This window comes from uncultured Faecalibacterium sp. (assembly GCF_900066275.1).
In the GTDB taxonomy this organism is placed as follows: domain Bacteria; phylum Bacillota; class Clostridia; order Oscillospirales; family Ruminococcaceae; genus Faecalibacterium; species Faecalibacterium taiwanense.
In genome coordinates this window covers 91,161-116,810 of sequence record NZ_FMFG01000004.1, presented here as the reverse complement: position 1 = coordinate 116,810, position 25,650 = coordinate 91,161, and the positions used below count along the sequence as shown (strand labels likewise).

Sequence of the window (25,650 nt, the reverse complement as noted above, 5' to 3'; positions counted from 1 at the left end):
CCCTCAAGAAAAGCTCCTAGACCTGCCGATACTGGCAACTCTGATACAGGCATCATTATGTAGTCGATTTCCGCGGGCTCTTCTGCGTCTGGCTGGTAGCGCCGGGATGCAATCAAGTCCATTTCGTACTCAGCGACTTTTTTTTGCCCGATGTCATTTAGAAGGGCGGGTTTCTGGAAGTTCTTTGTAAAGTAGGAAGGACCCTCCTTGATGTTCAATGCGTAGCAGATTGCAACTAGTTGGTAGATGCTAGGAGTGGTATAGCCTTTTTCCCATTTGCTGATTCCTTTATCACTGACATCGACGCCATAGTGACGGAGAAGTTCAGAGAAAGTTACAAGTGAATAGCCATTCCTTTTTCGTGTGCCTGCGAGAATCTGACCAACCTCATTGCTATCCCTCGCAGCGACTGCATCATAGCGCACTGTGGATGGGGCTATGTGCATTTTAGTGAGCGTGGTTTTCTTTTTCATAACAAGAACACTCCTTTGTGATCCGGTAGCTCTATTATAGTATAGAAAATATAAGAAATCAACAGGAAATCTCTAAAATGGCGATAAATGCGTAATTGACATCTCCATAAAGTGGGTGTATAATCAAACCAAATCCACAAATAACAGCCTTTTGGTGTTATTTTCGTATGGGATTGTGTTTGTTTGGCGTTTTTTTGCGAGGTGATACTATGAGAAAAGAAAATGTAAGATGTCCAATGTGCGGAACCATGAATTATGATGTGGATCTTGATGAAACCGGTGGCTGGACAAAATGCCGTCTGTGCAAAGCAGTGACCTGCTCTATGGATGAGTGGAAAAAACATACAGTGTCCGTTCCGCTGTTGAACGAAAAACAGCTCGTGGCACGCAGTATGATTCGCAAGTAATGCACGCCGTGTTTTGATAAATCCGCAAAAAGGAGGAATTCTGATGTGTGGTGATTACAACCTTCGCCGTGAGAAAAGATACGTCGAAGTGGACGTTCGTTTTACTCCTGACGGTAAGATCCGCCCTCTTGCCATAAACTATGACAAGGCTCACACTTATGGAATTGATCGTGTCTTGGCAGTCAAACATGGGACATCACGCCTAGGCGGAAAAGGTCACTGCTTCACCTGCCTGATCTGCGGTCAGAAGCGGAATCTTTGGCTTGAACGGGGCAAGTGGTTCGTGGAAGCCTACTGCTCCGTGCCGGAAAGCTGTGCTTCGTAATGGCAAGATACTTATCCCGCGCAGATCTTTCGCACATAGCGGGTAAGTATATCGACCAGTACTATACCCGTTTCGGGATCAGTAAAGATGACCCAGAACCCATTGACCCTGAACGGCTCGCAAGTTCTGTTCTTGGGCTGAATGTGAAAATGCTGCCGCTATGCAGCGATGGAAGTATTCTAGGACTGACTGTTTTCCAGAAATGCGGTTTTACCGTAACCTTGGGGGACGGGACAAAGCTTGTGGAGGTGTTCATGCCGAAGGACGTTGTAATCGATTCCGCCCTTGCGTCAGACAGCTGCACCGGATGCCGGAATTTCACGATAGCGCATGAAGCGGCGCACCATATACTGGCTGACCTGTTTCCGAACGACTACGGAAAAGCAGTCAAGTGCCGTGGGCACATTGCCTATCGGGAACGAAACGGACAGCCCTCATGGGAAGAATGGCAGGCGAATACCCTTGCAGCGGAGCTGCTGATGCCAACATTTCTGGTCAACGCCGAAATAGAACGTGCAGCGCTGTGCCTGCCAAATGGAATCCTGTACAAATCCGCATCGGACCCGAACTATGAAAGAATTCTGGAGATGGCTGCACGGATCGGGGTATCGTGGTCTGCGATCAGGATCAGATTACAGCAGATGCAGGTCATCAACGGAAAACCCATCCACTGCCATCCATTGGACGTCATTCGATTTGGAGAATAATATGACTTGGTCAAATAATCGCTCTTTTAAGAGTAAACCGCTGAACAATATACAGCAGGCACAATTCAGCATTGGCTGGAGGTTTTGTCCGGTTTGCGGACACAAGCTCTACCAAAAAAACGAGAGCTGTTCAGGCTCTATCAGCATAAAGTGCCTCAAGTGCGGTAACATAGCAACAGTTGACTTAGCCTACCGCAGACGCTGACTTTTTTAGACAAACCACAATTTCAAAAATCGGGTGCATTGCACCCTGAATATGGACTGTTCGTCACCGAGCAACGGGCCATTGCCGCAAGGCAATGTATGAAACGCGCACCAAATAGCCGGGCAACAGCTGATAGAGTGATTCTGCTTTAGAACCGCTCTGTTAGTTGGTTGTCCGGCTATTTTTTTAGCCTTCAGGTAGCCTGCTCCCGTAAAAAGGAGCAGGCTTTATGTTTGTCCGTTTTTCATGGATGCCCCAAGCGGCGAAATATCCGTAGCCTTCCAAATTTTCGACTTTTTACGACTTATCGAAAATTTGGAGGTTTACGATGTCTTTTAATAAAGGCTATGAGTTGAAGAAGTTTGAAGCACACTGGGAAAAGTTGCGCATCGAGTACGCAGCTGCGGGAATGACGAAAGAGGCCATCCAGAAGATGTACGATTATGACCGTCAGCAATTCAATTCGGAGCGTACCTTTATCGAGCGGACGCAGGAATTCACCGCTCCTGCGTATGAAAGCTCTGAGGAAGAAGCGTCGCCTTTGATGCTACGCTATCAGGATGCGATTACCGTGACAGATACTTACCACGAAACTAAAAGCCGTTTTGCATGGATTGGTGAGATTGAGAACGAGCAGTTGCTTACTGCACTCGAAACTTTGAAAACCGAAGATTTGGAAATCATCACCATGTACGCTTACGAGGGATACGACATCACTGAAATTTCTAAAGTCTACGGCGTATCTCGGCCCACTATTAGTATCAAAATCAAGAGAATTACTAAATTTTTGAAAAACTTCAATTTCAATGCTACGAATTGACCTTTCTCGTCGGCTACCAAGTGAGAGGACAATTTCCCAAGCGGCACCTGCCGCAGGGCGAAACGTCCGACCTCAGGGACCTTGAAAACTGAATAGTTCCGTCATCTGGTACTCCGATAATGATACTTCCGTAATTCGCGGCCCGGTCACAAAGCAGACGGGGTGGCTGAAATGCCAATGAAGCGGTACAAGTCCGCTGCCAGATGTTCATGCCCCACTCGCAGGGAGCCGAGGGCGAATATGCGAGACCTTTAATCATATTGATCCGGGAACTGTCGGGTACGTTCCACGCATCCGGCAGTTCCCGTTTTTTTACGTACTCTTATTTATTCTTTATCCGAATATTCACTTTTGATACATAGGAGGACACTTTTATGGACGAGTTGAACCCCACGGTGCGCGAGCAGGAGATCTACGAGGAGATGGAGCTGACCCCTGAGATGGTCAAGTCCATCCGAACTCTCTGCGGTACCTGTCTGCGGCACTTTGTGGATGCAAAGGCTTTCAAAATCGCGCTTGTACCCAGCCCAGACCGGAGCATGGACACATGCACCGTCTGCCAGATGCGGCGCGGCTATGATTATGTGGTCATGCACCGCTGACCCAACCATACCACCATACCTTGAACGAAGCTCGTTGCGGAACATCCGGCAGCGGGCTTTGCACATAACAACATGGAGGTACAATTTTGCAGCAAAACTGGAAATTCCAACGCGGAGACATCTTCTTCACCCATTTCGGGGCGAGCACCGGCTCGGAACAGCACGGTGACCGCCCGGCGGTCATTCTTCAGAATGACGTGGGCAATTATCACTCTCCGACCCTGATCGTTGCGACCATGACAAGCAAGGCGGAAAAGAAAGTAAACCAGCCGACCCACTGCCTGTTGGAAAACGCAGGGTTGAATATGCCGTCCGTTGTGCAGGCAGAGCAGATCTTCACCATCGACAAAAGCCGGGCACTGAAGTATCTGGGGCATCTGACCCCAGAGGAGATGCGCCGGGTGGATGATGCGGTTCGCATCAGCCTTGCGCTGAACCCTATGGGCAGCATCCAGCAGATAGAGCCTATCCGGCGCTCTACGGCGGTTTATGCGCCGCCTGAGGTGGTGGATGGCAAACCGCCTGTCTACCCCTATACGCCCATCCGGTCGTCCTTTGAGAACGCCGGAAGCATCGAGGAAATGATGCTGTACACCGAACTGCAATCCGCGGTTCATGCCATGATCCAGCGGCTCGAATATAGCTTCACCTTCAATCCCAGCCTGCTCACCAGCCCGAAGCGGAAGCAGCAGGTGACTGAGATCTTAGAGGAAGCCGAGAAGTACATTTGGAGAATCAAGGAGGAAATGCGATGCGCCTGAACGACAACAATACTTTCATTGGTATCAACCCGCCGTACCAGCTTTCGGTCATCCACAGCAGCAAGCTGATCTATCCCCGCGAGATCTACCAGCGGGGCGTAGAGCGCAAGAGGGTGGAGCTGATTGCAAGGGACTTCAACGAGTACATCGTTAACGAGCCGAAGGTCAGCTTCCGCAACGGCAGGTACTATGTAATGGATGGGCAGCACACCATCGAGGGCTGCATCCTCCTCAACGGCGGCGAGGACCGCCCGATCCTCTGCAAGGTCTACACCGGTCTGACGATGGAGCAGGAAGCCCTGCTCTTTGCCGAGCAGAACGGTCACGCCGCACCCCTGTCGGCGGGCATCAAGCTGCGCGCCAAGGTGGTGGGCGGCGATGCGCCTTCCAAGGCGTTTGTCGCAGCCACTAACCGGGCGGGGCTTTCCCTCAACTACGACAGTATGCAGCTGAGCGACTACCGCATCGGCTGCGTGGGCACGGCGCTGAAGCTGTACGACCAGCTGGGCGAAGAGATCTACTGCGAAGCTCTGCGGCACATCGTGGAAGCGTGGGAGGGCAAACCGGATTCCTTCCGGGCGGCTGTCCTGCGGGGCGTGATGTACTTTGTGCAGCTGTATCATGGGCAGTACAGCGAGGAGCGGCTTGTCCGTGCGCTGAGCGGCGTCCATCCCATGGAGCTCTACCGTGTCAGCCGGGATAACCCCGCCAAGCTTCCGGGCTGGCGGCGGTACGTTTACCCCATCTACACCACCTACAACGGCAAGTGCAGGAAAGACGCACTGCCGATGAAGTTCTAAGCTCAAATATCTCCTTTGGCAAGTGAGATGGTTCCCGGAAAAGGCCATCGCTCTTTACATATAGTATTTTCTTTCAAATAATTGACATATTGAACTGGAAAGGAGAGGACCGGAATGAGCGAGATCGCAGCCTGCACTTTGATTCAGGAAGAGCCCGACCGCAAGACAGAGCGGTACATGATGATGTTCAAGGATTACCCGGATGTGGTATCCGTAGACATTCTTCAGGAAATGCTTGGCATCTGCCGGAAGAATGCGTATCTGCTGGTCAAGCAGAATAAGATCCACTCGGCGCGTGTAGGACGCAGTTATAAGATACCAAAACTCTGCGTGGTAGAGTACCTGATCGATCAGAATCGGCAACTTGGAGGGATGCGCCTTTCAAACTCTCTTGCGCCATCCTTGCAAAACACTCCAGAGTCTTCTAAACTTATGATGCCTAAGCAAAGGACGTTTGGCTACGAACAGAAAGGAGCATCACTATGACAAATGTGGCCGGACATTTAAGAGAACAAAACGGTATGTATCAGATGATTCTGAGCTGGAAAGACACAAATGGAAAGCGCAGAACCAAATCCATCAGCACAGGACTTCCGGTTAAAGGAAACAAAAAAAGAGCTGAATCTCTGTTGCGTAAAACACAAAAAGAGTTTAACCCTGAAACGATGCAGCAGGTTTCCGACCTGCCGGTATCGGAATATCTGAACCGCTGGCTTCGGGAAAGTGTGATGAACCTTCCGCCCGAAACCTATGGCAGATATGCTTATGATCTGGGAAGAGTAGTTGTCCCATACTTTGAAAAGAAGCGGCTGTCTTTGAAAGCACTCTCTCCGCGCGATCTGGAAACGTTCTTCCGCTACGAGCGTCAGCAGGAGGAGGCCAGTGTACAGCAGCTTCTTGATTGGCACAAGGAGTTGACCGATGCCCTGCAATATGCCGTTGCCAATAATTGGCTGAAGGTCAGCCCCATCAAAGAAGTTGACCCCTGCCTTGATAACTCCCCGGTACTTTTCACCGACTTCATCACGGACTGGTTGAAAATGATGAAGTCACGAGTGGAAATCACAACCTATACCAGCTATGAAAGAGCAATCATTCACAAGATCGTCCCATATTTTGAACCGCTCCACTATACATTGCAGGATATGGAACAGCATCCCAAATACATCCAAGACTTCTACCAGCATGAGTTGGATTGTGGCCTTACGGCAAACACCGTCATTCACTATCACGCCAACATCCGCAAATGCTTACAGTATGCTTTTCAAATCGGCATGATCCGTTCCAACCCGGCAGATCGCGTTGAACGTCCTCGTAAGGAAAAGTTCAAGTCGGAGATTTACAGCGGTGAAGAACTGGAGCAACTTTTCAAGGTGATTCAAGGTGACCCTTCGGAGTTTGGCGTCATCATGGCTGCATTCTACGGGCTGCGGCGCAGTGAAATTGTTGGTTTGAAATGGGATGCCATTGACTTTGAGAACAAGAAAATCAGCATTCAGCATACGGTTGTGACCGCAAAGATCAACGGAACAGTAACGGAAATCGCACGAGATAAGACAAAAACAAAGTCGAGCTGCCGGACACTTCCCCTAATCCCTGCCTGTGAGCAGATGCTCAATAAAATGAAAAAGGAGCAGGAGCAGAATCGGAAGGTCTGCGGCAAAAGCTATTGCACCGATTATCTTGACTATATCTATGTAGACCCGATGGGAAAGCGGATTCGGCCAGATTTCCTGAGCCAGCATTTCCCAGATTTTCTGGTAGCACACCAGATGAAGCGTATCCGCTTTCACGATCTGCGCCATAGTTGTGCCAGTCTGCTCTATGCCAATGGCGTGAGCCTGAAGGAGATTCAGGAGTGGCTGGGTCACAGTGACATCAGCACAACAAGCAACATTTATACACATCTGGATTTCTCCAGTAAGGTATCCTCGGCGAATGCAATCGTTAATATCTTCCCGGAAAACACCAAAGTATAAGAAACTGAGCAGAAAAAGAAAAACAGCCCAAAATCTTTCGATTCTAAGCTGTTTTATGATGGAGTGCCGATGGTGGGACTCGAACCCACATGGTTTCCCGAACGATTTTGAGTCGTTTGCGTCTGCCATTCCGCCACATCGGCTTATATTCAATTTTGATACATTAGTACCGGTTTCTGAAGATTGGAGGGATGTTCAGGAGGGATGTAAGAAATCCTGCTTCGACAAACTCTCAAAATTCAACGAATACTCGTAAATTTCTCGCACAGACACGAAAAATCACGAAGCGGATTTTGAGTCCCCCTCGTCTGCCATTCCGACACACCGGCTGATACGCAATTCAAAAGAACGTTACTATTATAGCGGATTCTGCGCACAAAATCAAGACTGAGTTTCCGGCGGAAACACGTGGACTGTTCCCGGGCAGAGCGGGCAGCAGACGGCCGGAAAACTGCACTCCCCAATTTGCGTCGCTTTGTGCGGCACAGTACGGCGTCTGATGAGGAAATTTGACAAAAATAAAGAGCTTACGTTGATTTTACAGGATCAAAACGACACATTCCGCACCGCAGGCTGCAAGGGGTGAAGATTGACGTATTCTGGTAAAAAATAGTATAATGTTATTCGTGAAGGAATGCCGTGCGGCCCAAAACGCGCGGTTTTGCAGCGGGGGATATGCGATGATGAGCAAAAAAGACAGAACACGCCAGCAGATGGAAGAGGAAATGCGCCAGCTCCGCAAGGTGTTCATGACGGTGCGCCTGATGAAGGCGGACGAGGTGCAGGGCGGCAAAAAGGGCAGCGCGCCCTGCTATGCCCAGTGGCGGCGCAGCCGTCCGTGTGAAAACTGCGTGGCAAGGCAGGCGCTGGAAAAGAACACCCGGAAAACAAGGCTGGAATACTTTGGGCAGGAGCTGTACGAGATCACGGCCAGCTGTGTGCAGGTGGATGGCCAACTCTGTGTGCTGGAGCTGACCCGCAAGATCGACCGCAGCGTTCTGTTGGACCCGGAAAACGGTGAGCGGCTGCTCAACAGTATTACCGACGAGCGGGAAAAGCGCTACCGCGACCCGCTGACCGGTGCCTACAACCGCACCTATTATGATGAAAACTATCGCTACCGCAGCATTACCGCCGGTGTGGCGATGCTGGATATGGACGATCTGAAGTTCTCCAACGATGTTTACGGCTCCGGTGCAGGCAACAGCGTGCTGGAAACGGCGGTAAGCACCATCCGGCGCGGCCTTTCGGAAAAAGACCGCCTGATCCGCTACGACGGCGGCAGGCTGCTTTTGCTGCTGCCGGACATCCGGCAGGAACAGCTCAGCCCGCGTCTGGAACAGATCCGTCTGCAGCTGCAGGCGGCCAGCGTGCCGGGCTACTCCCGCATCCGCATGTCAGCCAGCATTGGCGGCGTGTGGATCGACGACGAAAATGTGGACGATGCGGTGCAGCACGCGGAACGGCTGATGCACTATGCACGCATCCAGAAAAACACCGTGATCACCGAGCGTCAGCCGGAGCCGCACGCCCTGCAGCCCACCCACAGCCGCCAGAGTGTGCTCATCGTGGACGACTCGGCCATGAACCGGATGCTGCTCAGCCAGATGCTGAACAGCCAGTTCGACACTGCCGAAGCGGCTTCCGGCGAGGACTGCCTGCGCCTGCTGGAACAGAACCCCACCGGCATCTCCGTTGTGCTGCTGGATATCCACATGACCGGCATTGACGGCTTTACCGTGCTGGAAGCCATGAGCCAGCGCGGAATGCTGGAAGAGATCCCGGTCATCATGATCTCCAGCGAGGACAATGTGGACACGGTGCGCCGCGCCTTTGATCTGGGTGCGTCCGATTATATCAGCCGCCCCTTTGATGCAAGGGTGGTGTATCAGCGCATTACCAACACCATCCGCATGTATGCAAAGCAGCGCCGCCTGAGCGCCATGGTGGCGGATCAGGTGTCGCAAAAGGAAAAGCGCAGCCAAATGATGATCGGCATTCTGAGCCGGGTGGTGGAGCGACGCAACGGCGAGAGCCGCACCCATGTGCAGCACATCAGCACCCTGACCGGAATGCTGCTGGACCATCTGGTGCAAAAGACCGAGACTTACCCCCTGACGCAGGAGATGCGCCGTACCATCAGCATGGCCTCGGTGCTGCACGACATTGGCAAAATGGAGATCGGGGAACAGGTCCTGAACAGCCCGGAGCCGCGCACGCCGGAGGATGAAGAAACCATGCGCCAGCATACCCTGCTGGGTGCACGGATGCTGGAAGAGCTGGATGCCTACCGCGACGAAGATTTTGTGCGGGTAGCCTATCAGATCTGCCGCTGGCACCACGAGCGGTACGACGGCAGCGGCTACCCGGACCAGCTGGTTGGCGAACAGATCCCCATTGCGGCACAGGTGGTCGGCCTTGCGGATGCCTACGAAACGCTGACTACTGGCAGCGGAAGCCAGCCGCCGGTACCCTGCGCGGCTGCAGTGCAGATGCTTTGCACCGGCGAGGCCGGGGCGTTCAATCCGGTGCTGCTGGACTGCCTGCGGGAGATCGAGAACGAGATCGACGATGCCATGCGTCGTCGGCCGGAGACCTTATAAATCAGACCGGAGAGCTGCCCGAACGGGAAAGGCCCTCCGGTTTCTTCTTTGTCCAGATGTGAAAACGAAAGTCCAGTCCTTGCCCGCAGGCGCAGGCTGTGTTACACTGTAAAAAACACAGTCGGAAATCTGCAAAAAACAGGAGGAGATCACTTTTGAAACATCTGCATCGGTTTGTGCGCCGCGCGGCGGCGTTTGTGCTGGCAGCAGCGCTGTGCGTTTGCGTGCTGGTCCCGGCGGCTTCGGCAGCCACCACTATGGGTGGCGCGGACACGACCTTGATCCCTGCCGAGGAGGAAAACTGCCTTGCATGGCTCTTTGGCACCAGTGATACCATCACCATGCCTTACCTCAACATCAAGGGAAAAGGCCTGCAGCGCAATGTCACGCTGAACCTTGTGGACTGTCTTGTGGGCATTACCTACACGGAGCTTGGCTCCATTGGCAGCTATGTCAGCGCCAGCGCCGCCCAGCAGGCGTGGAAGGCGCAGGCGGTGGCCATCCATTCCTATCTGGAATACCACAAGCAGTACGGCTCCTCTGCCAATGCGCTCATCTACACTCCGGTGGATCAGATCCCGTCCTCGGCACGGGAAGCCATCCGCAGGGCGGTGGAACCGGTGAAAAATGAGATCCTTACCTACAACGGCAGCGTCTGCGACGCCGTGTGGTCGGCCAGTGCGGGCTACAACACCCAGACCGGCGTGTACGGCACCTGCTCCAGCCGGGACGCATGGGGCACCGATGTGCCGTATCTGCAGAGCGTGGAGAGCCCCTACGAGGAGCAGTACCACAACAAGCTGCGCCGGGTCATCGGAAAAGATTATACCTATAAAGAGTATAACGACAGCCGCACCGGCGAGCCCTACGTCAACGCCGACACCACCCACAAGGATCTGGGCGGCTTTGTGCAGTACAACACCTTTGTTTCCAATGGCCGCAGCTACCGCTATATCGGCCAGTTCGTTTCCTCCCGTTACTGCTTCGACTTTGGCGCGGACGAAAGCGGCACTCCCTGCATGACCTATTACGGCTTTGGCCATGGCGTGGGCATGAGCCAGTGCGGTGCTGTGGGTTACGCACAGGAGCAGGGCATGGGCTACCGGGAGATCCTGAGCCACTACTACACGGGTGTGAGCATTTCCGCTTCCGGCAGCTCCGGCGGTGGGCTCTTTGGCTGGCTACACAGCCTGTTCCACTGGTAAGCAGTGGAAAACTGCAAAGAAATGCGCGCAAAACCTTCTCAAATCATGCCGGATTTGGTATACTATAAATCGTGTGATTTTTTGAGAGATCATTTTAAGATAAAAAAGTTCCATAGGAGCGGAGATTGGAATGGATCAGGAAAAAGAAACCAAACGACAGGCCGAGCGCTGCCGTGCACTGGCGCAGCGCATCGTGCGGGAGCTGACCCCTGCCAGCATTCAGGTGCTGGGCGGCAGCGGCGCACTGGCCGAAGCACTGGAAAAGGCCGGCGCACAGCTGCTGCCGGAGAATGCAGAGCAGGGCACCGCTGCCCTGCTGGTGGTGGAGGACCCGGAATGGGTGGATCTGCCCGCACTGCAGTGTGCACAGGTGCTGCTGGTATGCACCGATGCATCGGCCATGGCTGACTGTGCAAAGCAGTTGGCCGCACAGGGCCTGTATCGGGATTTTGAGTGGAAGAACCGTGGCAAAGCCCAGCAGACCGCGCTGTTCTGCCGCAGCGCCGCTGTGCAGGATGCACAGCAGCTGCTGGCAGGCTACGAGATGACGCTGGACGATCTGCGAGAGCGGATGCAGCAGGCCGAGCGCACCGGCGAAGAGCAGACGGCTCAGCTGGAGCGTCTGCGCAGCGATCTTTCGCTGAGCCGCAGCCATGAGCAGGATCTGGAAAAGACACTGAACAATGTGACCAGCTCTACTTTCTGGAAGATGAGCTGGCCGCTGCGCTACTTTGTCAGCAAGGGCCGTCAGCTGGCACACACCTTCCCGCCGTTCGTCTTTCTGGGCCAGCTGCGCCGGGTGGGCATTTCCGGCGTGCGTGCGCAGGCAAAGGCCAAAAAGGAATATGCGAAGCTGTTCCCGGGCAGGACCATGCGCGCCGACCGCTTTGCCAGCGCAGAGCTGCTGGTAAGGCAGGCGGCCGACCAGCCCGCCGCGCCGCGCATCAGCATTGTGGTGCCGCTGTACAATACGCCGCAGCAGTTTCTGGTGGAGCTGCTGGACTCGGTGCAGAACCAGACCTATCAGAACTGGGAGCTGTGCCTTGTGGATGCCGGTCAGGACGAGACGGTGGGCCAGACCGTAGCAGCCCGTGCTGCGGAAGACCCCCGCATCCGTTACCAGAAGCTGGAAAAGAACGAGGGCATTGCGGGCAACACCAATCAGGGCTTTGCGCTGGCAACGGGCGAGTTCATCGCCCTGCTGGACCACGATGATATCCTGCACCCCTGTGCTCTGTGGTACGTGGCACAGGCCATTGCCGAACAGGGCGCAGACTTTGTGTATACGGATGAAGTGACCTTTGAGGGCGACATCGACCATCTGACCGTTTACCATTTCAAGCCGGATTATATGCTGGATAATCTGCGCTCCAACAACTATATCTGCCACCTGAGCGTGTTCAGCGCAAAGCTGCTGGCCGCTGTGGGCGGCGATGAGCGTGCAGCCTACAACGGCAGTCAGGACTATGACCTCTACCTGCGCCTGACTGAAAAGGCGCACAAGATCGTGCATATCCCGCACCTGCTGTACTACTGGCGCTCCAGCCCCACCAGCGTGGCAAGCAACATTTCGGCCAAGACCTACTGTCTGGAAGCTGCGGTCAAGGCTCTGTATGCTCACTACGAGCGTGTGGGTGTGCCGGTGGATGAAGTTTCCATGATCCCGGGTACGCCGGGCTTCTATAAGACGGACTATACCATCACAAAGCCGGGCCGGGTCAGCATCCTGATCCCTAGCTGCGACCATTCTTCCGACCTGCGCACCTGCGTGGAGTCCATCTACCGCAGGAGCACCTATGAGGATCTTGAGATCATCGTCATCGAGAACAACAGCAGGGAGCCTGCCACCTTCCGCTGCTATGAAAAGCTGCAGAAGGAGCACAAGAACCTGAAGGTGATCACATGGCAGGGCACCGGCTTCAACTACAGCGCCCTGAACAACTTTGGCGCAAAGGAAGCCACCGGCGAATACCTGCTGCTGCTCAACAACGATACCGAGGTCATTTCTCCGCGCTGGATCGAGGAAATGCTCATGTACGCCCAGCAGGACCGTGTGGGCTGCGTGGGCGCAAAGCTGCTTTATCCGGACAACACTATCCAGCACGCGGGCATCGGCTTCGGCTTTTTGACCCTTGCGGCCCACATGCACAAGAACTTCCCGGTGGGCCACCCCGGCTATATGGGACGTCTGGTCTATGCACAGGATGTGTATGCGGTCACTGCCGCCTGCCTGATGGTGCGCAGGAGCGTCTACGAGCAGGTGAACGGTCTGGACGAGAGCTTTGCTGTGGCCTTCAACGACGTGGACTTCTGCGTGCGCGTGCGCGAAGCGGGCTATACCAACGTGTTCACTCCGTTTGCACAGCTGTACCACTACGAGAGCAAGAGCCGCGGTCTGGACGAGAACCCGGTCAAGCGCAAGCGCTTTATCTCGGAGGTGGAGCGCTTCCAGAAGCGGTGGGCAAAGCAGCTGGCCGCAGGCGACCCCTGCATGAACCCGAACTTTGACCTGATGAAAGAGGACTTCAGCTTTGACATCAAACCGCTGGAGTGAACGACATGGAACTTTCTGCTTGTATTGTAGTTTATAACGGCGCGGATGAAGCGCTCAGGGCGGCACAGACCGTGCTGGACTGCACCCGCCGCCACCCGCTGACACTGTATCTGGTGGACAACGCCAGCCCGGACGGCAGCGGCCAGTGCCTTGCAAAGGCTGCGAAGGACGGCACCCTGCACATCCGCAAGGACCAGAAGGTGGAGGTGCTCTGCCGCACAGAGAACGGCGGCTTTGGCACCGGCCACAACACGGTGCTCAGCCTGCTGCAAAGCCGGGTGCACTTCATCCTGAATCCGGACATCCAGCTGACGGAGGACACCCTCAGTGACCTTGCGGACTGGATGGCACAGCACCCCGGCGTGGTGATGGCGCGGCCCGCACTCACCTTCCCGGACGGGCGGCCCCAGCGTCTGCCGCTGCGCCGGTGCAGTGTGCGGGCCATGGTGTACCGCCAGCTGCCCTGCCTGAAATTCTGGGCAAAGTACAACGAGCGCTATCTCATGGCGGACAAAGACCTGACCAGCCCCACCGAGATCGAGTTCTGCACCGGCAGCTTCTCGGCGGTGGATACTGCAGCCTTCAAGGCCGTGGGCGGCTTTGATGAGGACTACTTCATGTATGTGGAGGACGCTGACCTGACCCAGAAGATGCGCACCCGGGGCAAGGCGTATCTGGTGCCCCAGTACACCGCCATCCATGCATGGCACCGCGCGGCGCACCGCAGCCTGAAGCCTTTTCTGTGGCAGCTGCACAGCCTGCTGCGCTATTTCTCCAAGTGGGGCTTTGCGTGGTAACTCCCCCAGTCAATGCCTGCGGCATTGCCAGCCCCCTCGGAGAGGGGGCCTTTTGGGCGGAACAAATGCGAGATTGAAGGAGTTTCAGAACGGCTTTTCCGGAAAATTTTTCGGGAAAGCCGTTCTTTCTTGCTTTTTGTGTGATTTGATAGTAAAATAAAGTGAACTGTTATTCCCATTTTGCCATTTTGGGCAGGGGGGAGCGGCTCCTGAATTTGTTTACAGCGGACGCAGCTCCGCTTTGAATCCATACGTCATCCGGGCGGTCTCCCGTCTGGGCGGCGTACAGCTGCACAACTTTTCAATCTATTTTAAAGGAGTGCACAAATATGAAAGGTATCATTCTTGCCGGCGGTGCCGGCACCCGGCTTTACCCGCTGACCATGGTCACCAGCAAACAGCTGCTGCCGGTCTACGACAAGCCGATGATCTATTATCCTCTGTCCACGCTGATGCTGGCAGGCATTCAGGACATCCTGATCATCTCCACCCCGACCGATACGCCTCGCTTTGAGGCGCTGCTGGGTGATGGCAGCCAGTACGGCATCCATCTGCAGTATAAAGTTCAGCCCTCTCCGGACGGTCTGGCACAGGCCTTCATTCTGGGTGAAGAGTTCATTGGCGACGACTGCTGCGCCATGATCCTGGGCGATAACATCTTCTACGGCAACGGCTTCTCCAAGATCCTCAAGACCGCCGCTGCCAATGCGGAAAACAAAGGCCGCTGCACCGTGTTCGGCTACTATGTGCAGGACCCGGAACGCTTTGGCATCGTGGAGTTCGACAAGGACGGCAAGGTGCTCAGCGTGGAGGAAAAGCCTCAGCATCCCAAGTCCAACTACGCCATCACCGGCCTGTACTTCTATAACAAAGAGGTCGTGAAGATGGCAAAGCAGGTCAAGCCCTCTGCCCGCGGCGAGCTGGAGATCACCACCCTGAACGACATGTATCTGAAGAAGGACGAGCTGGATGTTCAGCTGCTGGGCCGCGGTTTTGCATGGCTGGACACCGGCACCATGGACAGTCTGGTGGAAGCAGCCGATTTTGTGCGCATGATCGAGAAGCGCCAGGGCATCAAGATCAGTGCGCCGGAAGAGATCGCCTTCAAGTACGGCTGGATCGACCGCGACACCCTGCTGGAAAGCGCTGAGCGCTACGGCAAGAGTCCTTACGGCCAGCACCTGAAGAACGTTGCAGACGGCAAGCTGCGCTATTAAGCAAAAGAGAGGCATACCCATATGAAAATCATTGTTACCGGCTGCAAGGGTCAGCTAGGCACCGAGATCCTCAAGCAGCTGCGCGAAGGCCGCAGCGAGATCGGCCCCATCCCCGAAAAGCTGCTCAATGCCACGGTGATCGCCGTGGACCTGCCGGATCTGGATATCTCCAACTACAAAATGGTGGACGAGTTCATCCGCCGCAACCGCCCGGATGTCATCATCAACTGCGCTGCCTACACCAATGTGGACGGCTGCGAAGTGAACCATGATGCCGCCTTCAAGGCAAACGCCCTCGGCCCCCGCAATCTGGCACAGGCAGCGGAAAAGACCGGTGCACGACTGGTACACGTCTCCACCGATTATGTGTTCTCCGGCCGTGAGAACGGCGGCGTTGCACAGGACGAAGCCACCATTCCCGGCCCCATCAGCGCATATGGCTCTACCAAGCTCATGGGCGAAAAGTATGTGGAGCAGTTCTGCCACCGTCACTTCATCGTGCGCACCGCGTGGCTCTACAGCTACTACGGCAAAAACTTCGTCAAGACCATCGTGAACGCAGGCAAGAAGTTTGGCAAGCTGGAAGTGGTCAATGACCAGTGCGGCAACCCCACCAACGCGGTGGATCTGGCCCACGAGATCCTGCAGCTGTGCGTCACCCACGAGTACGGCCTGTATCACTGCACCGGCGAGGGCATCTGCTCGTGGTATGATTTTGCGTCCGAGATCATCCGCCTGTCCGGCGTGGATGCCGCTGTGGCACCCTGCACCAGCGAGGAATACAAGGCAAAGCACCCGGAAAGCGCCGACCGCCCCAAGTGGAGCGCACTGGACAACCGGATGCTGCGCTGCACCGTGGGCAACGATGTGCGCGACTGGAGAGACGCTCTGGCCTGCTTCTTCGCCCACTGGGACGGCGACAATGGGATGAAAGACTGAAAAGAGGAAATTGAACCTATGAAAACCTATCTGATCACCGGCTGCGCCGGTTTTATTGGCTCCAACTTTGTGCATTATATGCTCAAGAAATACCCGGAGATCCTGCTGGTCAATCTGGATAAGCTGACCTACGCCGGCAATCTGGAAAACCTGAAGGATGTGGAGGGCGACCCCCGCCATGTGTTCGTGCAGGGCGATATCTGCGACAAGGAGCTGGTGGAAGGCCTGTTCCGGAAGTACGATTTCGATTACGTCATCAACTTTGCCGCCGAGAGCCACGTGGACCGCTCCATCAAGAACCCCGAAATTTTTGTGCAGAGCAACGTGATGGGCACCGTCAACCTGCTGCAGCGCGCCAAGGAAGCATGGTATGATGCCGATGCCAAGACTTGGAAAGAGGGCAAGAAGTACCTGCAGGTGTCCACCGATGAGGTGTACGGCGCACTGGGTGCGGACGGCTACTTTATGGAGACCACCCCCCTGTGCCCCCACAGCCCCTATTCTTCCTCCAAGGCCAGCGCCGATATGTTCGTTATGGCATTCCACGATACCTACGGCATGCCCGTGAACATCACTCGCTGCTCCAACAACTACGGCCCTTACCAGTTCCCGGAGAAGCTGATCCCCCTGATGATCAACAACGTCAAGCACCACAAGCAGCTGCCCGTCTACGGCGACGGTATGCAGATCCGCGACTGGCTGTATGTGGAAGATCACTGCAAGGCCATCGACATGGTAGCCAACGGCGGCAAGGTCGGCGAGGTGTACAACGTGGGCGGCCACAACGAGCGCCCCAACATCTTCATCGTCAAGACCATCATCAACCAGTTGCATGACCGCCTGCAGGACGAGGGCATCAGCGAGGACCTCATCAAGCACGTTGCCGACCGTCTGGGCCACGACCGCCGCTACGGCATCGACCCCACCAAGATCAAGAACGATCTGGGCTGGTACCCCGAGACCCCCTTTGAAAAGGGCATCGTGCTGACCATTGACTGGTACCTGAACCATCAGGAGTGGATGGACCATGTCACCAGCGGTGATTACCAGAACTACTATCAGGATATGTACAAGAATAAGTAACAGCCTGTAAACCAAGCAAAATCAAAAGCCGGACAGCCCGCAAGCTGTCCGGCTTTGTTTGGTTCAAGGGGTGTTGTTCTGTGGGGGAAAGGGAAAATCAGGAATACACGCTGCAGGTCCAGTACATCTGCCCGTCAATGGTCACAACGGCAATGCCGATTTTCGTGCAAGCGCTGCGATTAAAGGCAGGATGCTTCAAGGCTTCCGACAGCTCTGCCTTGCCCTCCGGGGTATTGGCTGGAACCTTGGCAAGCAGAATGTCGATCAACTCGCCACTCGCATCTTTCTTCATACCCAAGCCGAAAGTATCACAACGCGTCCAGTTCCCGGTCATGCTTGCCCATTTCTGATGGGTTTCGTTCGTTGTGCTCTCTGGCAGCTCGGTCTTGCCGGCGGCGCGGAACTGCTCTACCCAGATCTGCTCGGCATCAGAGAGCTGTTTTACTTCCTCAAGCGGCGCAGCAAACTCAAGGGTCGCGCGGTAGCTGTTGATCTCGCCCAGCAGCCGCTGCTTTGCCTGCTGCTCCGGCGCAAGCGGCGCAGCCCCGCAGGCGGTCAGCGCCAGCAGCGCACCGGTGAGCAAAAGGGCGGTCAGTCTTGCCAGTTTTTTCATAAGGGTCATTCTCCGTTCTTTGTTGTAGCGTGGCGTTGCTTTCTTCGTGACTATAAGTTTAACAGATGCTACCCCCTCCCCGCAAGTGCGACTTGATGCAAAATAACCCCCCATTCCCGCAGGGGGGCAGGGGGAGAGAAAAATATTTCCCGCCTTTTTGGGCAAGGTGCGCAAAAAGGGAGCCCCCTCCCCGTGAAAAAGTAGTTCCGAAACGCCCGCAGGCGTTTCGGAACTACAAATAAAAATAATTCTTCCGCTGATAATGGCTAGAGCGAAGCAGAAGCCATTTCAAATCGTCCCGCCTTGGGTGGTGTCTACCACAAAATCTGCCGTCTCCGCAATGTGGTACTGGGCAAAATAGCCCTCCTCCAGCGGCACCCACCGGGCGGCAAAGTTTACATATCGCTCCCCCTCCCGCGCCTGCAGGCGGTGGGTCTGCTCTTCTTTTGCGCAGGTCAGGAACACCCGCAGCGTTTCGCAGCCGGTCAGCAGCGGGTGGTGGCTGTAGCTGCCCTCCAAAATCACCAGCGGCTGCGCGGCCAGCTCCCGCGCGGGCAGGTACGCACCCTCGCGGCAGGAATAGGCACGGTACTGCACCGGCTGGCCCTCGTAGGCTGGGCGCAGGGCTTCGTCCCGCAGGCGGTCAAGGTCCATATTGGCGCAGGGCGTTTTCTCCCAGCCGCGGATGCGCTGTGCAGGCGGCAGGTAAAAATCATCGGTGTGCAGGGTGATGCTGGCCGGGAACTGCCGGGCCAGCGTATTTGCAAGGGTGGTCTTGCCGCTGCCGCAGCGGCCATCCAGCGCCAGCACCAGCGGCTTTGTGGGCTGCTGTGCCAGTGCGGCGGCAAGAAGGGAGATCAGGCCCGGCGGTGCAATGTTCTGTGGCATGGATGCGTGCTCCTTTTATAAGATAGAACCCTCTCAGTCATTGCTGCGCAATGCCAGCTCTCCCGAAGGGGAGAGCTTTTGAATGCGCTGACTCTATAAAGAGCTCCCCCTTCGGGGGAGCTGGCGCGTTAGCGCCTGAGAGGGTTTTCCTTATTATACCACAGCCTGCGCCAAAACGGTAGAATGCACAAAAAGCGAGGTGGAGAAAACCGTGGTTTGCCACGAATAACTTTTTTCAAGAAAAGTGTTGACAACGGCCCACCGCTGTGGTAAGATACAGTCACGTTAGAAATACCTAACCGCAAGAAACAGATCGGCAGACCGAAGCCTTGAATGCTCCGCGCAAAGCTGCTTCTTTTTTGGAATCAGGGTTAGAAATATCTAACTTATAACCACGGCGCATCCGGGGAACAATAGCCCGGAGAAACAAGGCGGGAGGGCACAGACATGGAGCGTAATTTTGAGACGGTCATGATCGAACAGTGTGCCCCGGTGCTGGCCAGCCTGAAACCGGCAGGCCTGTTCCGCTATGAGACCCGCGACTGCGCCGACCTTGCGCGCCGGGTGAAAAACTGGAACACTCAGCTGAACCCCAAGGGCCTGCGTGTGCGGGTGCTCAAGGGCTGCGTGCTCAACCACCGATATCTTGTGTATGTCTACCGCGAAAGCAGGCTGGCTGCCGTGCTGGCAGATGAAAAGGTGCAGAGCTTTCTGCGGCAGGAGGGCTACCGCCTGCCGGAAGCGGGCGAAGCACCGGATGTGGGCAATATGCTCACTCAGCTTTCCCGCAAGCTGTGCTGTTCGGCAGAATTTCCGCATGAGATCGGGGTGTTCCTTGGCTATCCACTGGGCGATGTTGTGGGCTTTATCGAGAACCGCGGCAAGAACTTTACCTGCTGCGGCTGCTGGAAGTCCTATGGCGACCCGGATGCAGCGCAGAAGCACTTTGACCAGCTGAGCAAGTGCACAGCAGTCTATCTGCGGCTGTTCCACAGTGGAACGCCCATTCTCCGCCTTGCCGTGGCGGCTTAAAATTTGTCATTCTCTTTTCAAATACTCTCTTTTTATCCTGGCACCTGCTGGTGTCCACGCACTGGCAGGAAAGAAATCCTCCTTTTGACATGCGGCCGCGCGGTGCAGACTGACCACTGTACCACGCGGCTGTGTCATTTGCAGCAAAAGAGCACAGCAGAGCAGAGAAAAAGCTTTGTGATAGTTTACAAGATGCCGCCCAAAAAGAACAAGAAAATGTAAACAATGGCTAACTTTGATTCAATAATTTGAGTTAGTTGTTGTTGATTGTGGTGAAAAAACGGAAAAAATCGGGCAGAAAAATTGTTTGTTCATATGAACTAACTTTTAATTGTGAAAAAACTATTGACATAAAAGGTTAGTGAGCGTAAACTATCCACGTTGGTAGTTGCGGCTGACTAACCGCAGCGATATCCCAGATTCAAACAGGAAGGGAAGCGGAAGTATGATGCCTTTGACAATGGCAAAAGCAGGGGAGACCGTCACCATCAAAAAGATCACCGGCAAGGACGAGATCCGGCTGCATCTGGCAGAGCTGGGTTTTGTGGTGGACAGTGAGGTAACGGTCGTCAACGAGATCGCAGGCAACCTGATCATTCAGGTCAAGGAGAGCCGCATCGCGCTGGACAAGACCATGGCAAACCGTATCATGATTGGCTGAACAGTGCCCCGGCGCTGTTTGGGAGCTGCTCCGAAACTGGAATAGTCTCTCTATAAAGACAAGCAGAGGAGGATGGTTAAGTATGAAAACTCTGAAAGACGTAAAGGTCGGCGAGACCGCTACTGTGGCAAAGCTGCACGGTGAAGGCCCGGTCAAGCGCCGCATCATGGACATGGGCATCACCAAGGGTGTTGAGATTTATGTCCGCAAGGTGGCACCTCTGGGTGACCCCATGGAGCTGACCGTGCGCAACTACGAGCTGAGCGTGCGCAAGGCCGATGCTGAAATGATCGAAGTAGTCTGATCCCAAAGGGAGGAAGGATTAAGCAATGAGCATTAAAATTGCACTTGCCGGCAACCCGAACTGCGGTAAAACGACCCTGTTCAACAATCTGACCGGCTCCAACCAGTATGTCGGCAACTGGCCCGGCGTTACGGTGGAAAAGAAGGAAGGCAAGCTGAAGGGCGATAAGGATGTTATCATTCAGGACCTGCCCGGCATCTACTCGCTGTCTCCGTACACGCTGGAAGAAGTGGTTTCCCGTACTTATCTGGTCAAGGAGAAGCCCGATGCCATCCTGAACATCATCGATGGTACCAACATTGAGCGTAACCTGTACCTGACCACCCAGCTGATCGAGCTGGGTATCCCGGTGGTCATGGCTGTGAACATGATCGATCTGGTGCGCAAGAACGGTGATAAGATCGACCTGAAGAAGCTGAGCGCAGAGCTGGGCTGTCAGGCTGTTGAAATCAGCGCACTGAAGGGCGAGGGCACCGAGGCTGCTGCAAAGGCTGCTGTGGCTGCTGCAAAGGCTACCAAGGCTGCTGAGCTGCCCCATGTGTTCACCGGCAGCGTGGAGCACGCCATTGCCCACATCGAAGAGTCCATTCAGGGCAAGGTGGATGACCGCTTCCTGCGCTGGTATGCCGTCAAGCTGTTCGAGCGCGACGAGAAGGTCATGGACGAGCTGAAGCTCGACAAGAGCCTGACCGACCACATCGACCAGCACATCAAGGACTGCGAAGCGGAGATGGACGATGACGCTGAGAGCATCATCACCAACCAGCGCTATGCATATATCAACACCGTCGTGGGCAAAGCTGTTAAGAAAAAGGCCCGCGTGGAGCACCTGACCGTTTCCGATAAGATCGACCAGATCGTGACCAACCGTATTTTGGCTCTGCCCATCTTCGCACTGGTCATGTTCCTGATGTACTCCCTGTCCATGGGCACCTCCATTGCAGACGGCGGCTGGGCCATTGGTACCTTTGCCACCGACTGGACCAACGATGTCCTGTTCGGTGAAATTGTTCCCAATGCTCTGGGCGGCTTGCTGGAGAGCATCGGCGTGGCAGGCTGGCTGTACGGCCTGATCATGGACGGCATCGTTGCCGGTGTCGGCGCAGTTCTGGGCTTCGTTCCCCAGATGCTGGTGCTGTTTTTCCTGCTGTCCATTCTGGAGGATGTGGGCTATATGTCCCGTGTCGCCTTCATCATGGACCGTATCTTCCGCAAGTTCGGCCTGTCCGGTAAAAGCTTCATCCCCGTGCTGGTCGGTACCGGCTGCGGCGTGCCCGGTGTTATGGCTTCCCGTACCATCGAGAACGAGCGTGACCGCCGCATGACCATCATGACCACCTGCTTCATCCCCTGCGGCGCAAAGATGCCCATCATCGGCCTGATCGCAGGTGCGATGTTCGGCGGTTCTTCTCTGGTGGCTGTCTCTGCTTACTTCATTGGCATGGCTGCCATCATCTGCTCCGGCGTGATCCTGAAGAAGACCAAGCTCTTCGCAGGTGATCCCGCTCCCTTCGTGATGGAGCTGCCCGCATACCATGTGCCTGCATGGGGCAACGTGTTCCGTGCAACCTGGGAGCGCGGCTGGTCCTTCATCAAGCGCGCAGGCTCCGTCATTCTGGCCGCTACCGTTGTGCTGTGGTTCCTGCAGGGCTTCGGCTTCGAGAATGGTGTCTTCGGCATGGTCGAGGATCAGGACAACTCCGTGCTGGCTGCGATCGCTACCAAGGTCGCATGGATCTTTGCACCTCTGGGCTTCGGCAACTGGCGTGCAACTGTCGCTTCCGTCTCCGGCCTGATCGCAAAGGAGAACGTGGTTGGTACCTTCGGTGTTCTGTATCACTTCGGCGGCGAGCTGTCTGAGAACGGCGATGAGATCTGGGCTGCTGTTGCGCAGGACTACACCACTCTGTCGGCTTACGCCTTCATGATCTTCAACCTGCTGTGCGCTCCCTGCTTCGCTGCTATGGGCGCCATCAAGCGCGAGATGAACAACGGCAAGTGGACCGCCATCGCCATTGGTTATATGTGCGCTCTGGCTTACTGCGCCGCTCTGGTGGTGTACCAGCTGGGCGGCCTGATCACCGGTGAGATTGGCTTCAACTTCTTCACCATCGTGGCTGCTGTTGTTCTGGTGGCCTTCATCTACCTGCTGGTGCGTCCCAACAAGTACGCGGGCAACAACGAAGTCAAGATCGACGTGACCAAGATCTGATCGAACCGCATGACATTGTGAAAGGGTGTGTTTTGTATGATGGAATTCCTCGCTGCAAATTTTAATCTGCCCACGATCATTGTGGCAGTCATCGTGTTTGGCGGTGTGGGCTGGATCACATGGCACTCCCACAAGCATGGCGGCGGCTGCAGTGGGTGCAGCGGCTGCGGCGAAGGCGGCTGCAATGGCAGCTGCAGTGGTTGCAGCGGCTGTCACTGAGCATTGAAATGATCCGCAAAGGGCGCGGGCTGGAACATTCGGCTCGCGCCCTTTTTTCAAAAGAAAAAAGTTAGCCTTGAGTAACATCAAAACGAAAGAGAGTGATCGGGATGGAACTTACGTCGGCGCATCTGCGCTATCTGCTGGCGATCTACGAAGTCTCACAGACCCATCTGGATATCAGCTCCCGCAGCATTGCGGAAAAGCTTGGCGTGACCAAGCCCTCGGTGGTGCGTATCATGAATCTGCTCATGGAGCGCGGCATGATCGTAAAGGAGCACTACGGCAAGATCTATATGACAGACCGGGGCATCTGGGTGGCAAAACAGGTGGATCGGGAGCTGAAAACGATCCTGACCCATTTCCCACCGGTCAGTGAGCCGCTGAGCGAAGAAGAGCGCTTTACCGCTGCCCTTGCCATGACCAGTGCACTGCCGGAGCGCATCTTTACCGGCGAATATGAGCGTCTGTTTGGCAGTGATGCAGAAAAAGCAGAAACGGAGAAAGCCCAGTGATCAACAAAAAATTGCTGTCCTTTGACCGCGGTGCGCTGCGGTATGTGGGAGCCAATGTGGCTTTCCAATGGCTGGGGATGCTGTGCAACGTGATCTTTGTGCGGGCCATTGCCCAGCTGGTGGGCGCAGCCTTTGCAGGCAGCCTGACCAGTGCACAGCTGTGGCAGAACCTTGTGCTCTGCCTTGCCACGGTGCCCATGCGCTTTGCCTTTACCATGCTGGCATCGGCCATGAGCGATCAGGCTTCCAAGGATGTCAAGCGCACCCTGCGCAGCAGCATCTACGCAAAGCTTGCCCGCCTTGGCCCCAACTACACCGAGACGGCGGCCACCAGCGAGGTGGTGATGCTGGCCAGCGAAGGTGTGGAGCAGATCGACACCTACTTTGCAAAATACCTGCCGCAGCTGTTCTACAGCCTGCTGGCACCCGTTACCCTGTTTGTGCTGCTGGTGGGTGTGCACGCACGGTCGGCCATCATCCTGCTGTGCTGCGTGCCGCTGATCCCCATGTCCATTGTGGCAGTGCAGAAGTTTGCCAAAAAGCTGCTGGCAAACTACTGGGGCGAATACACCACCCTTGGCGACAGCTTCCTTGAGAACATTCAGGGCCTGACCACCCTGAAAATTTATCAGGCCGACGGCTGGAAGCACGAGCAGATGAATGCGCAGGCTGAGCGCTTCCGCAGGATCACCATGAAGGTGCTCACCATGCAGCTGAACTCGGTGACACTGATGGACCTGATGGCTTACGGCGGTGCGGGCCTTGGCATCATCAGCGCGGTGGCTGCATTTGCGGAAGGCCGGCTGACCCTGACCGCCACATTGACCATCGTGCTGCTGGCGGCGGACTTTTTCCTGCCGCTTCGGCTGCTGGGCAGCTACTTCCACATTGCCATGAACGGTGCCGCTTCGGCAGAGAAGATCTTCAAGCTTCTGGCAGCGGAAGAGCCTGCCGACGGCGACCGCGTGCCCGGAGAGAATACGACTCTGAAGCTTGAGCATGTCACCTTTGGTTACGAGAAGGACCGCACTATCCTGAACGATGTCTCCTTTACCATTCCGCAGGGCAGTTTTGTCTCGCTGGTGGGTGAGAGTGGCTGCGGCAAAAGCACCATTGCGGCGCTGCTGTCCGGCAGCCGCACCGGCTATACCGGCAGCGTGACGCTGGGTGGCGTGCCGGTGCAGGAGCTGCAGCAGGAACAGCGTCTGCGCACCCTGACGCTGGTGCCCCACAACGCCGCCATCTTCAAGGGCACGGTGGAGAGCAACCTGCGCATGGCAAAGCCGGACGCGGACGAGGCACAGCTCTGGGCGGCATTGGAACAGGTGAATCTGGCCGATTTCTGCCGCAGCCAGAACGGCCTGCAGACCGCTCTGCATGAGGGCGGCAGCAATCTTTCCGGCGGCCAGCGCCAGCGCCTTGCCATGGCCCGCGCCCTGCTGCACGATACGCCCATCTACCTGTTTGACGAAGCCACTTCCAACGTGGATGCCGAGAGCGAGAACGACATCATGCAGGCCATCCACAGCCTTGCCGGGAAAAAGACGATCATCCTGATCTCCCACCGTCTGGCAAACGTGGTGCACAGCGACTGCATCTATGCAATGAGCAATGGCCGTGTGATCGAGCAGGGCACACACGCCGAGCTGCTGGCAAAGCAGGGGGCTTACAGCCGCCTGTATCTGGCACAGCGGCAGCTGGAAACACTGGAAGAGGAGGATGCCTGAGC

At 55.5% G+C, this 25,650-nt stretch carries 26 protein-coding genes and 1 tRNA gene; 23 read left to right on the top strand and 4 right to left on the bottom strand.

Going from position 1 to position 25,650, the window contains the following annotated elements; genetic code table 11:
• Positions 1-473: helix-turn-helix domain-containing protein (locus tag QZL71_RS03030; RefSeq protein ID WP_294647691.1), on the bottom strand; the 473-nt coding region annotated here is incomplete at its 3' end.
• 209 nt (positions 474-682) lie between these two features.
• Here QZL71_RS03030 and QZL71_RS03025 point away from each other — a divergent pair.
• The 9 genes from QZL71_RS03025 (at position 683) to QZL71_RS02985 (ending at position 7,079) form a co-directional block, all read left to right on the top strand.
• The gene (locus QZL71_RS03025; protein ID WP_097775157.1) at positions 683-880 is read left to right on the top strand and encodes a hypothetical protein; all 198 of its coding nucleotides are present in this window, start codon (positions 683-685) and stop codon (positions 878-880) included.
• Between the two features lie 43 nt (positions 881-923).
• Entirely contained in the window at positions 924-1,205 is a 282-nt protein-coding gene (locus QZL71_RS03020; RefSeq protein WP_097775158.1) for a hypothetical protein, read from the top strand.
• A complete protein-coding gene (locus QZL71_RS03015; RefSeq protein ID WP_097784816.1) occupies positions 1,205-1,912 on the top strand; it encodes an ImmA/IrrE family metallo-endopeptidase in 708 nt (235 codons plus the stop codon). The genes QZL71_RS03020 and QZL71_RS03015 overlap by 1 nt, the downstream gene beginning before the upstream one ends.
• A 533-nt stretch (positions 1,913-2,445) precedes the next feature.
• On the top strand, positions 2,446-2,937 hold the full coding sequence (locus tag QZL71_RS03010) for a sigma-70 family RNA polymerase sigma factor (protein ID WP_015565818.1): 492 nt from the start codon (positions 2,446-2,448) through the stop codon (positions 2,935-2,937).
• Positions 2,938-3,311: 374 nt separating this feature from the next.
• On the top strand, positions 3,312-3,539 hold the full coding sequence (locus QZL71_RS03005) for a hypothetical protein (protein ID WP_097775161.1): 228 nt from the start codon (positions 3,312-3,314) through the stop codon (positions 3,537-3,539).
• A gap of 86 nt (positions 3,540-3,625) precedes the next feature.
• Positions 3,626-4,300 carry a type II toxin-antitoxin system PemK/MazF family toxin gene (locus tag QZL71_RS03000; RefSeq protein WP_097771475.1) on the top strand — a complete coding sequence of 225 codons (675 nt, stop codon included), beginning with the start codon at positions 3,626-3,628 and terminating at the stop codon, positions 4,298-4,300.
• Entirely contained in the window at positions 4,291-5,100 is an 810-nt protein-coding gene (locus QZL71_RS02995; RefSeq protein WP_097775162.1) for a DUF6551 family protein, read from the top strand. Before QZL71_RS03000 ends, QZL71_RS02995 begins: the two co-directional genes overlap by 10 nt.
• A 114-nt stretch (positions 5,101-5,214) precedes the next feature.
• Entirely contained in the window at positions 5,215-5,586 is a 372-nt protein-coding gene (locus QZL71_RS02990; protein WP_294647689.1) for a helix-turn-helix domain-containing protein, read from the top strand.
• Complete coding sequence (locus tag QZL71_RS02985) at positions 5,583-7,079, top strand: tyrosine-type recombinase/integrase (RefSeq protein WP_294647688.1); 1,497 nt, start codon at positions 5,583-5,585, stop codon at positions 7,077-7,079. Before QZL71_RS02990 ends, QZL71_RS02985 begins: the two co-directional genes overlap by 4 nt.
• 64 nt (positions 7,080-7,143) lie before the next feature.
• On the opposite strand, the gene QZL71_RS02980 is transcribed toward QZL71_RS02985, so the two are convergent.
• Positions 7,144-7,222, bottom strand: a tRNA-Leu gene (locus QZL71_RS02980).
• Positions 7,223-7,759: 537 nt separating this feature from the next.
• Here QZL71_RS02980 and QZL71_RS02975 point away from each other — a divergent pair.
• From QZL71_RS02975 to rfbB, 7 genes are all read left to right on the top strand, one after another.
• Entirely contained in the window at positions 7,760-9,682 is a 1,923-nt protein-coding gene (locus QZL71_RS02975) for an HD domain-containing phosphohydrolase (protein WP_207698711.1), read from the top strand.
• Positions 9,683-9,837: 155 nt separating this feature from the next.
• Complete coding sequence (locus tag QZL71_RS02970; protein ID WP_294647686.1) at positions 9,838-10,887, top strand: SpoIID/LytB domain-containing protein; 1,050 nt, start codon at positions 9,838-9,840, stop codon at positions 10,885-10,887.
• Between the two features lie 130 nt (positions 10,888-11,017).
• On the top strand, positions 11,018-13,441 hold the full coding sequence (locus tag QZL71_RS02965; RefSeq protein ID WP_097775165.1) for a glycosyltransferase family 2 protein: 2,424 nt from the start codon (positions 11,018-11,020) through the stop codon (positions 13,439-13,441).
• A 5-nt stretch (positions 13,442-13,446) separates the two neighbouring features.
• Positions 13,447-14,238 (top strand): glycosyltransferase, encoded by a 792-nt coding sequence (locus QZL71_RS02960; protein WP_294647684.1) that lies wholly within the window; start codon positions 13,447-13,449, stop codon positions 14,236-14,238.
• Positions 14,239-14,567: 329 nt separating this feature from the next.
• Positions 14,568-15,455 (top strand): glucose-1-phosphate thymidylyltransferase RfbA, encoded by an 888-nt coding sequence (gene rfbA / locus QZL71_RS02955; protein WP_005944568.1) that lies wholly within the window; start codon positions 14,568-14,570, stop codon positions 15,453-15,455.
• A gap of 21 nt (positions 15,456-15,476) precedes the next feature.
• On the top strand, positions 15,477-16,394 hold the full coding sequence (rfbD, locus tag QZL71_RS02950) for a dTDP-4-dehydrorhamnose reductase (protein ID WP_097775168.1): 918 nt from the start codon (positions 15,477-15,479) through the stop codon (positions 16,392-16,394).
• 18 nt (positions 16,395-16,412) lie between these two features.
• Complete coding sequence (gene rfbB, locus QZL71_RS02945; RefSeq protein WP_294647682.1) at positions 16,413-17,477, top strand: dTDP-glucose 4,6-dehydratase; 1,065 nt, start codon at positions 16,413-16,415, stop codon at positions 17,475-17,477.
• A gap of 97 nt (positions 17,478-17,574) precedes the next feature.
• On the opposite strand, the gene QZL71_RS02940 is transcribed toward rfbB, so the two are convergent.
• Positions 17,575-18,090 (bottom strand): hypothetical protein, encoded by a 516-nt coding sequence (locus tag QZL71_RS02940; RefSeq protein ID WP_294647680.1) that lies wholly within the window; start codon positions 18,088-18,090, stop codon positions 17,575-17,577.
• Between the two features lie 288 nt (positions 18,091-18,378).
• A complete protein-coding gene (locus QZL71_RS02935) occupies positions 18,379-18,978 on the bottom strand; it encodes a uridine kinase family protein (RefSeq protein WP_294647679.1) in 600 nt (199 codons plus the stop codon).
• 447 nt (positions 18,979-19,425) lie between these two features.
• On the opposite strand from QZL71_RS02935, the gene QZL71_RS02930 reads away from it, so the two are divergent.
• The 7 genes from QZL71_RS02930 to QZL71_RS02900 all read left to right on the top strand — a co-directional run bounded on the left by QZL71_RS02930 (position 19,426) and on the right by QZL71_RS02900 (position 25,648).
• On the top strand, positions 19,426-20,010 hold the full coding sequence (locus tag QZL71_RS02930) for a DUF3793 family protein (protein ID WP_005944560.1): 585 nt from the start codon (positions 19,426-19,428) through the stop codon (positions 20,008-20,010).
• Positions 20,011-20,455: 445 nt separating this feature from the next.
• Complete coding sequence (locus tag QZL71_RS02925; RefSeq protein ID WP_005944556.1) at positions 20,456-20,671, top strand: FeoA family protein; 216 nt, start codon at positions 20,456-20,458, stop codon at positions 20,669-20,671.
• A gap of 82 nt (positions 20,672-20,753) precedes the next feature.
• Complete coding sequence (locus QZL71_RS02920) at positions 20,754-20,975, top strand: FeoA family protein (RefSeq protein WP_005944554.1); 222 nt, start codon at positions 20,754-20,756, stop codon at positions 20,973-20,975.
• Positions 20,976-21,000: 25 nt separating this feature from the next.
• Positions 21,001-23,187, top strand: a complete 2,187-nt coding sequence (gene feoB, locus QZL71_RS02915) for a ferrous iron transport protein B (RefSeq protein WP_294647677.1) — start codon at positions 21,001-21,003, stop codon at positions 23,185-23,187.
• A 36-nt stretch (positions 23,188-23,223) separates the two neighbouring features.
• On the top strand, positions 23,224-23,406 hold the full coding sequence (locus QZL71_RS02910) for a FeoB-associated Cys-rich membrane protein (RefSeq protein WP_044954063.1): 183 nt from the start codon (positions 23,224-23,226) through the stop codon (positions 23,404-23,406).
• Positions 23,407-23,516: 110 nt separating this feature from the next.
• On the top strand, positions 23,517-23,921 hold the full coding sequence (locus QZL71_RS02905; RefSeq protein WP_005944549.1) for a metal-dependent transcriptional regulator: 405 nt from the start codon (positions 23,517-23,519) through the stop codon (positions 23,919-23,921).
• Positions 23,918-25,648 carry an ABC transporter ATP-binding protein/permease gene (locus QZL71_RS02900; protein ID WP_294647675.1) on the top strand — a complete coding sequence of 577 codons (1,731 nt, stop codon included), beginning with the start codon at positions 23,918-23,920 and terminating at the stop codon, positions 25,646-25,648. The genes QZL71_RS02905 and QZL71_RS02900 overlap by 4 nt, the downstream gene beginning before the upstream one ends.
• Positions 25,649-25,650: the final 2 nt, after the last annotated feature.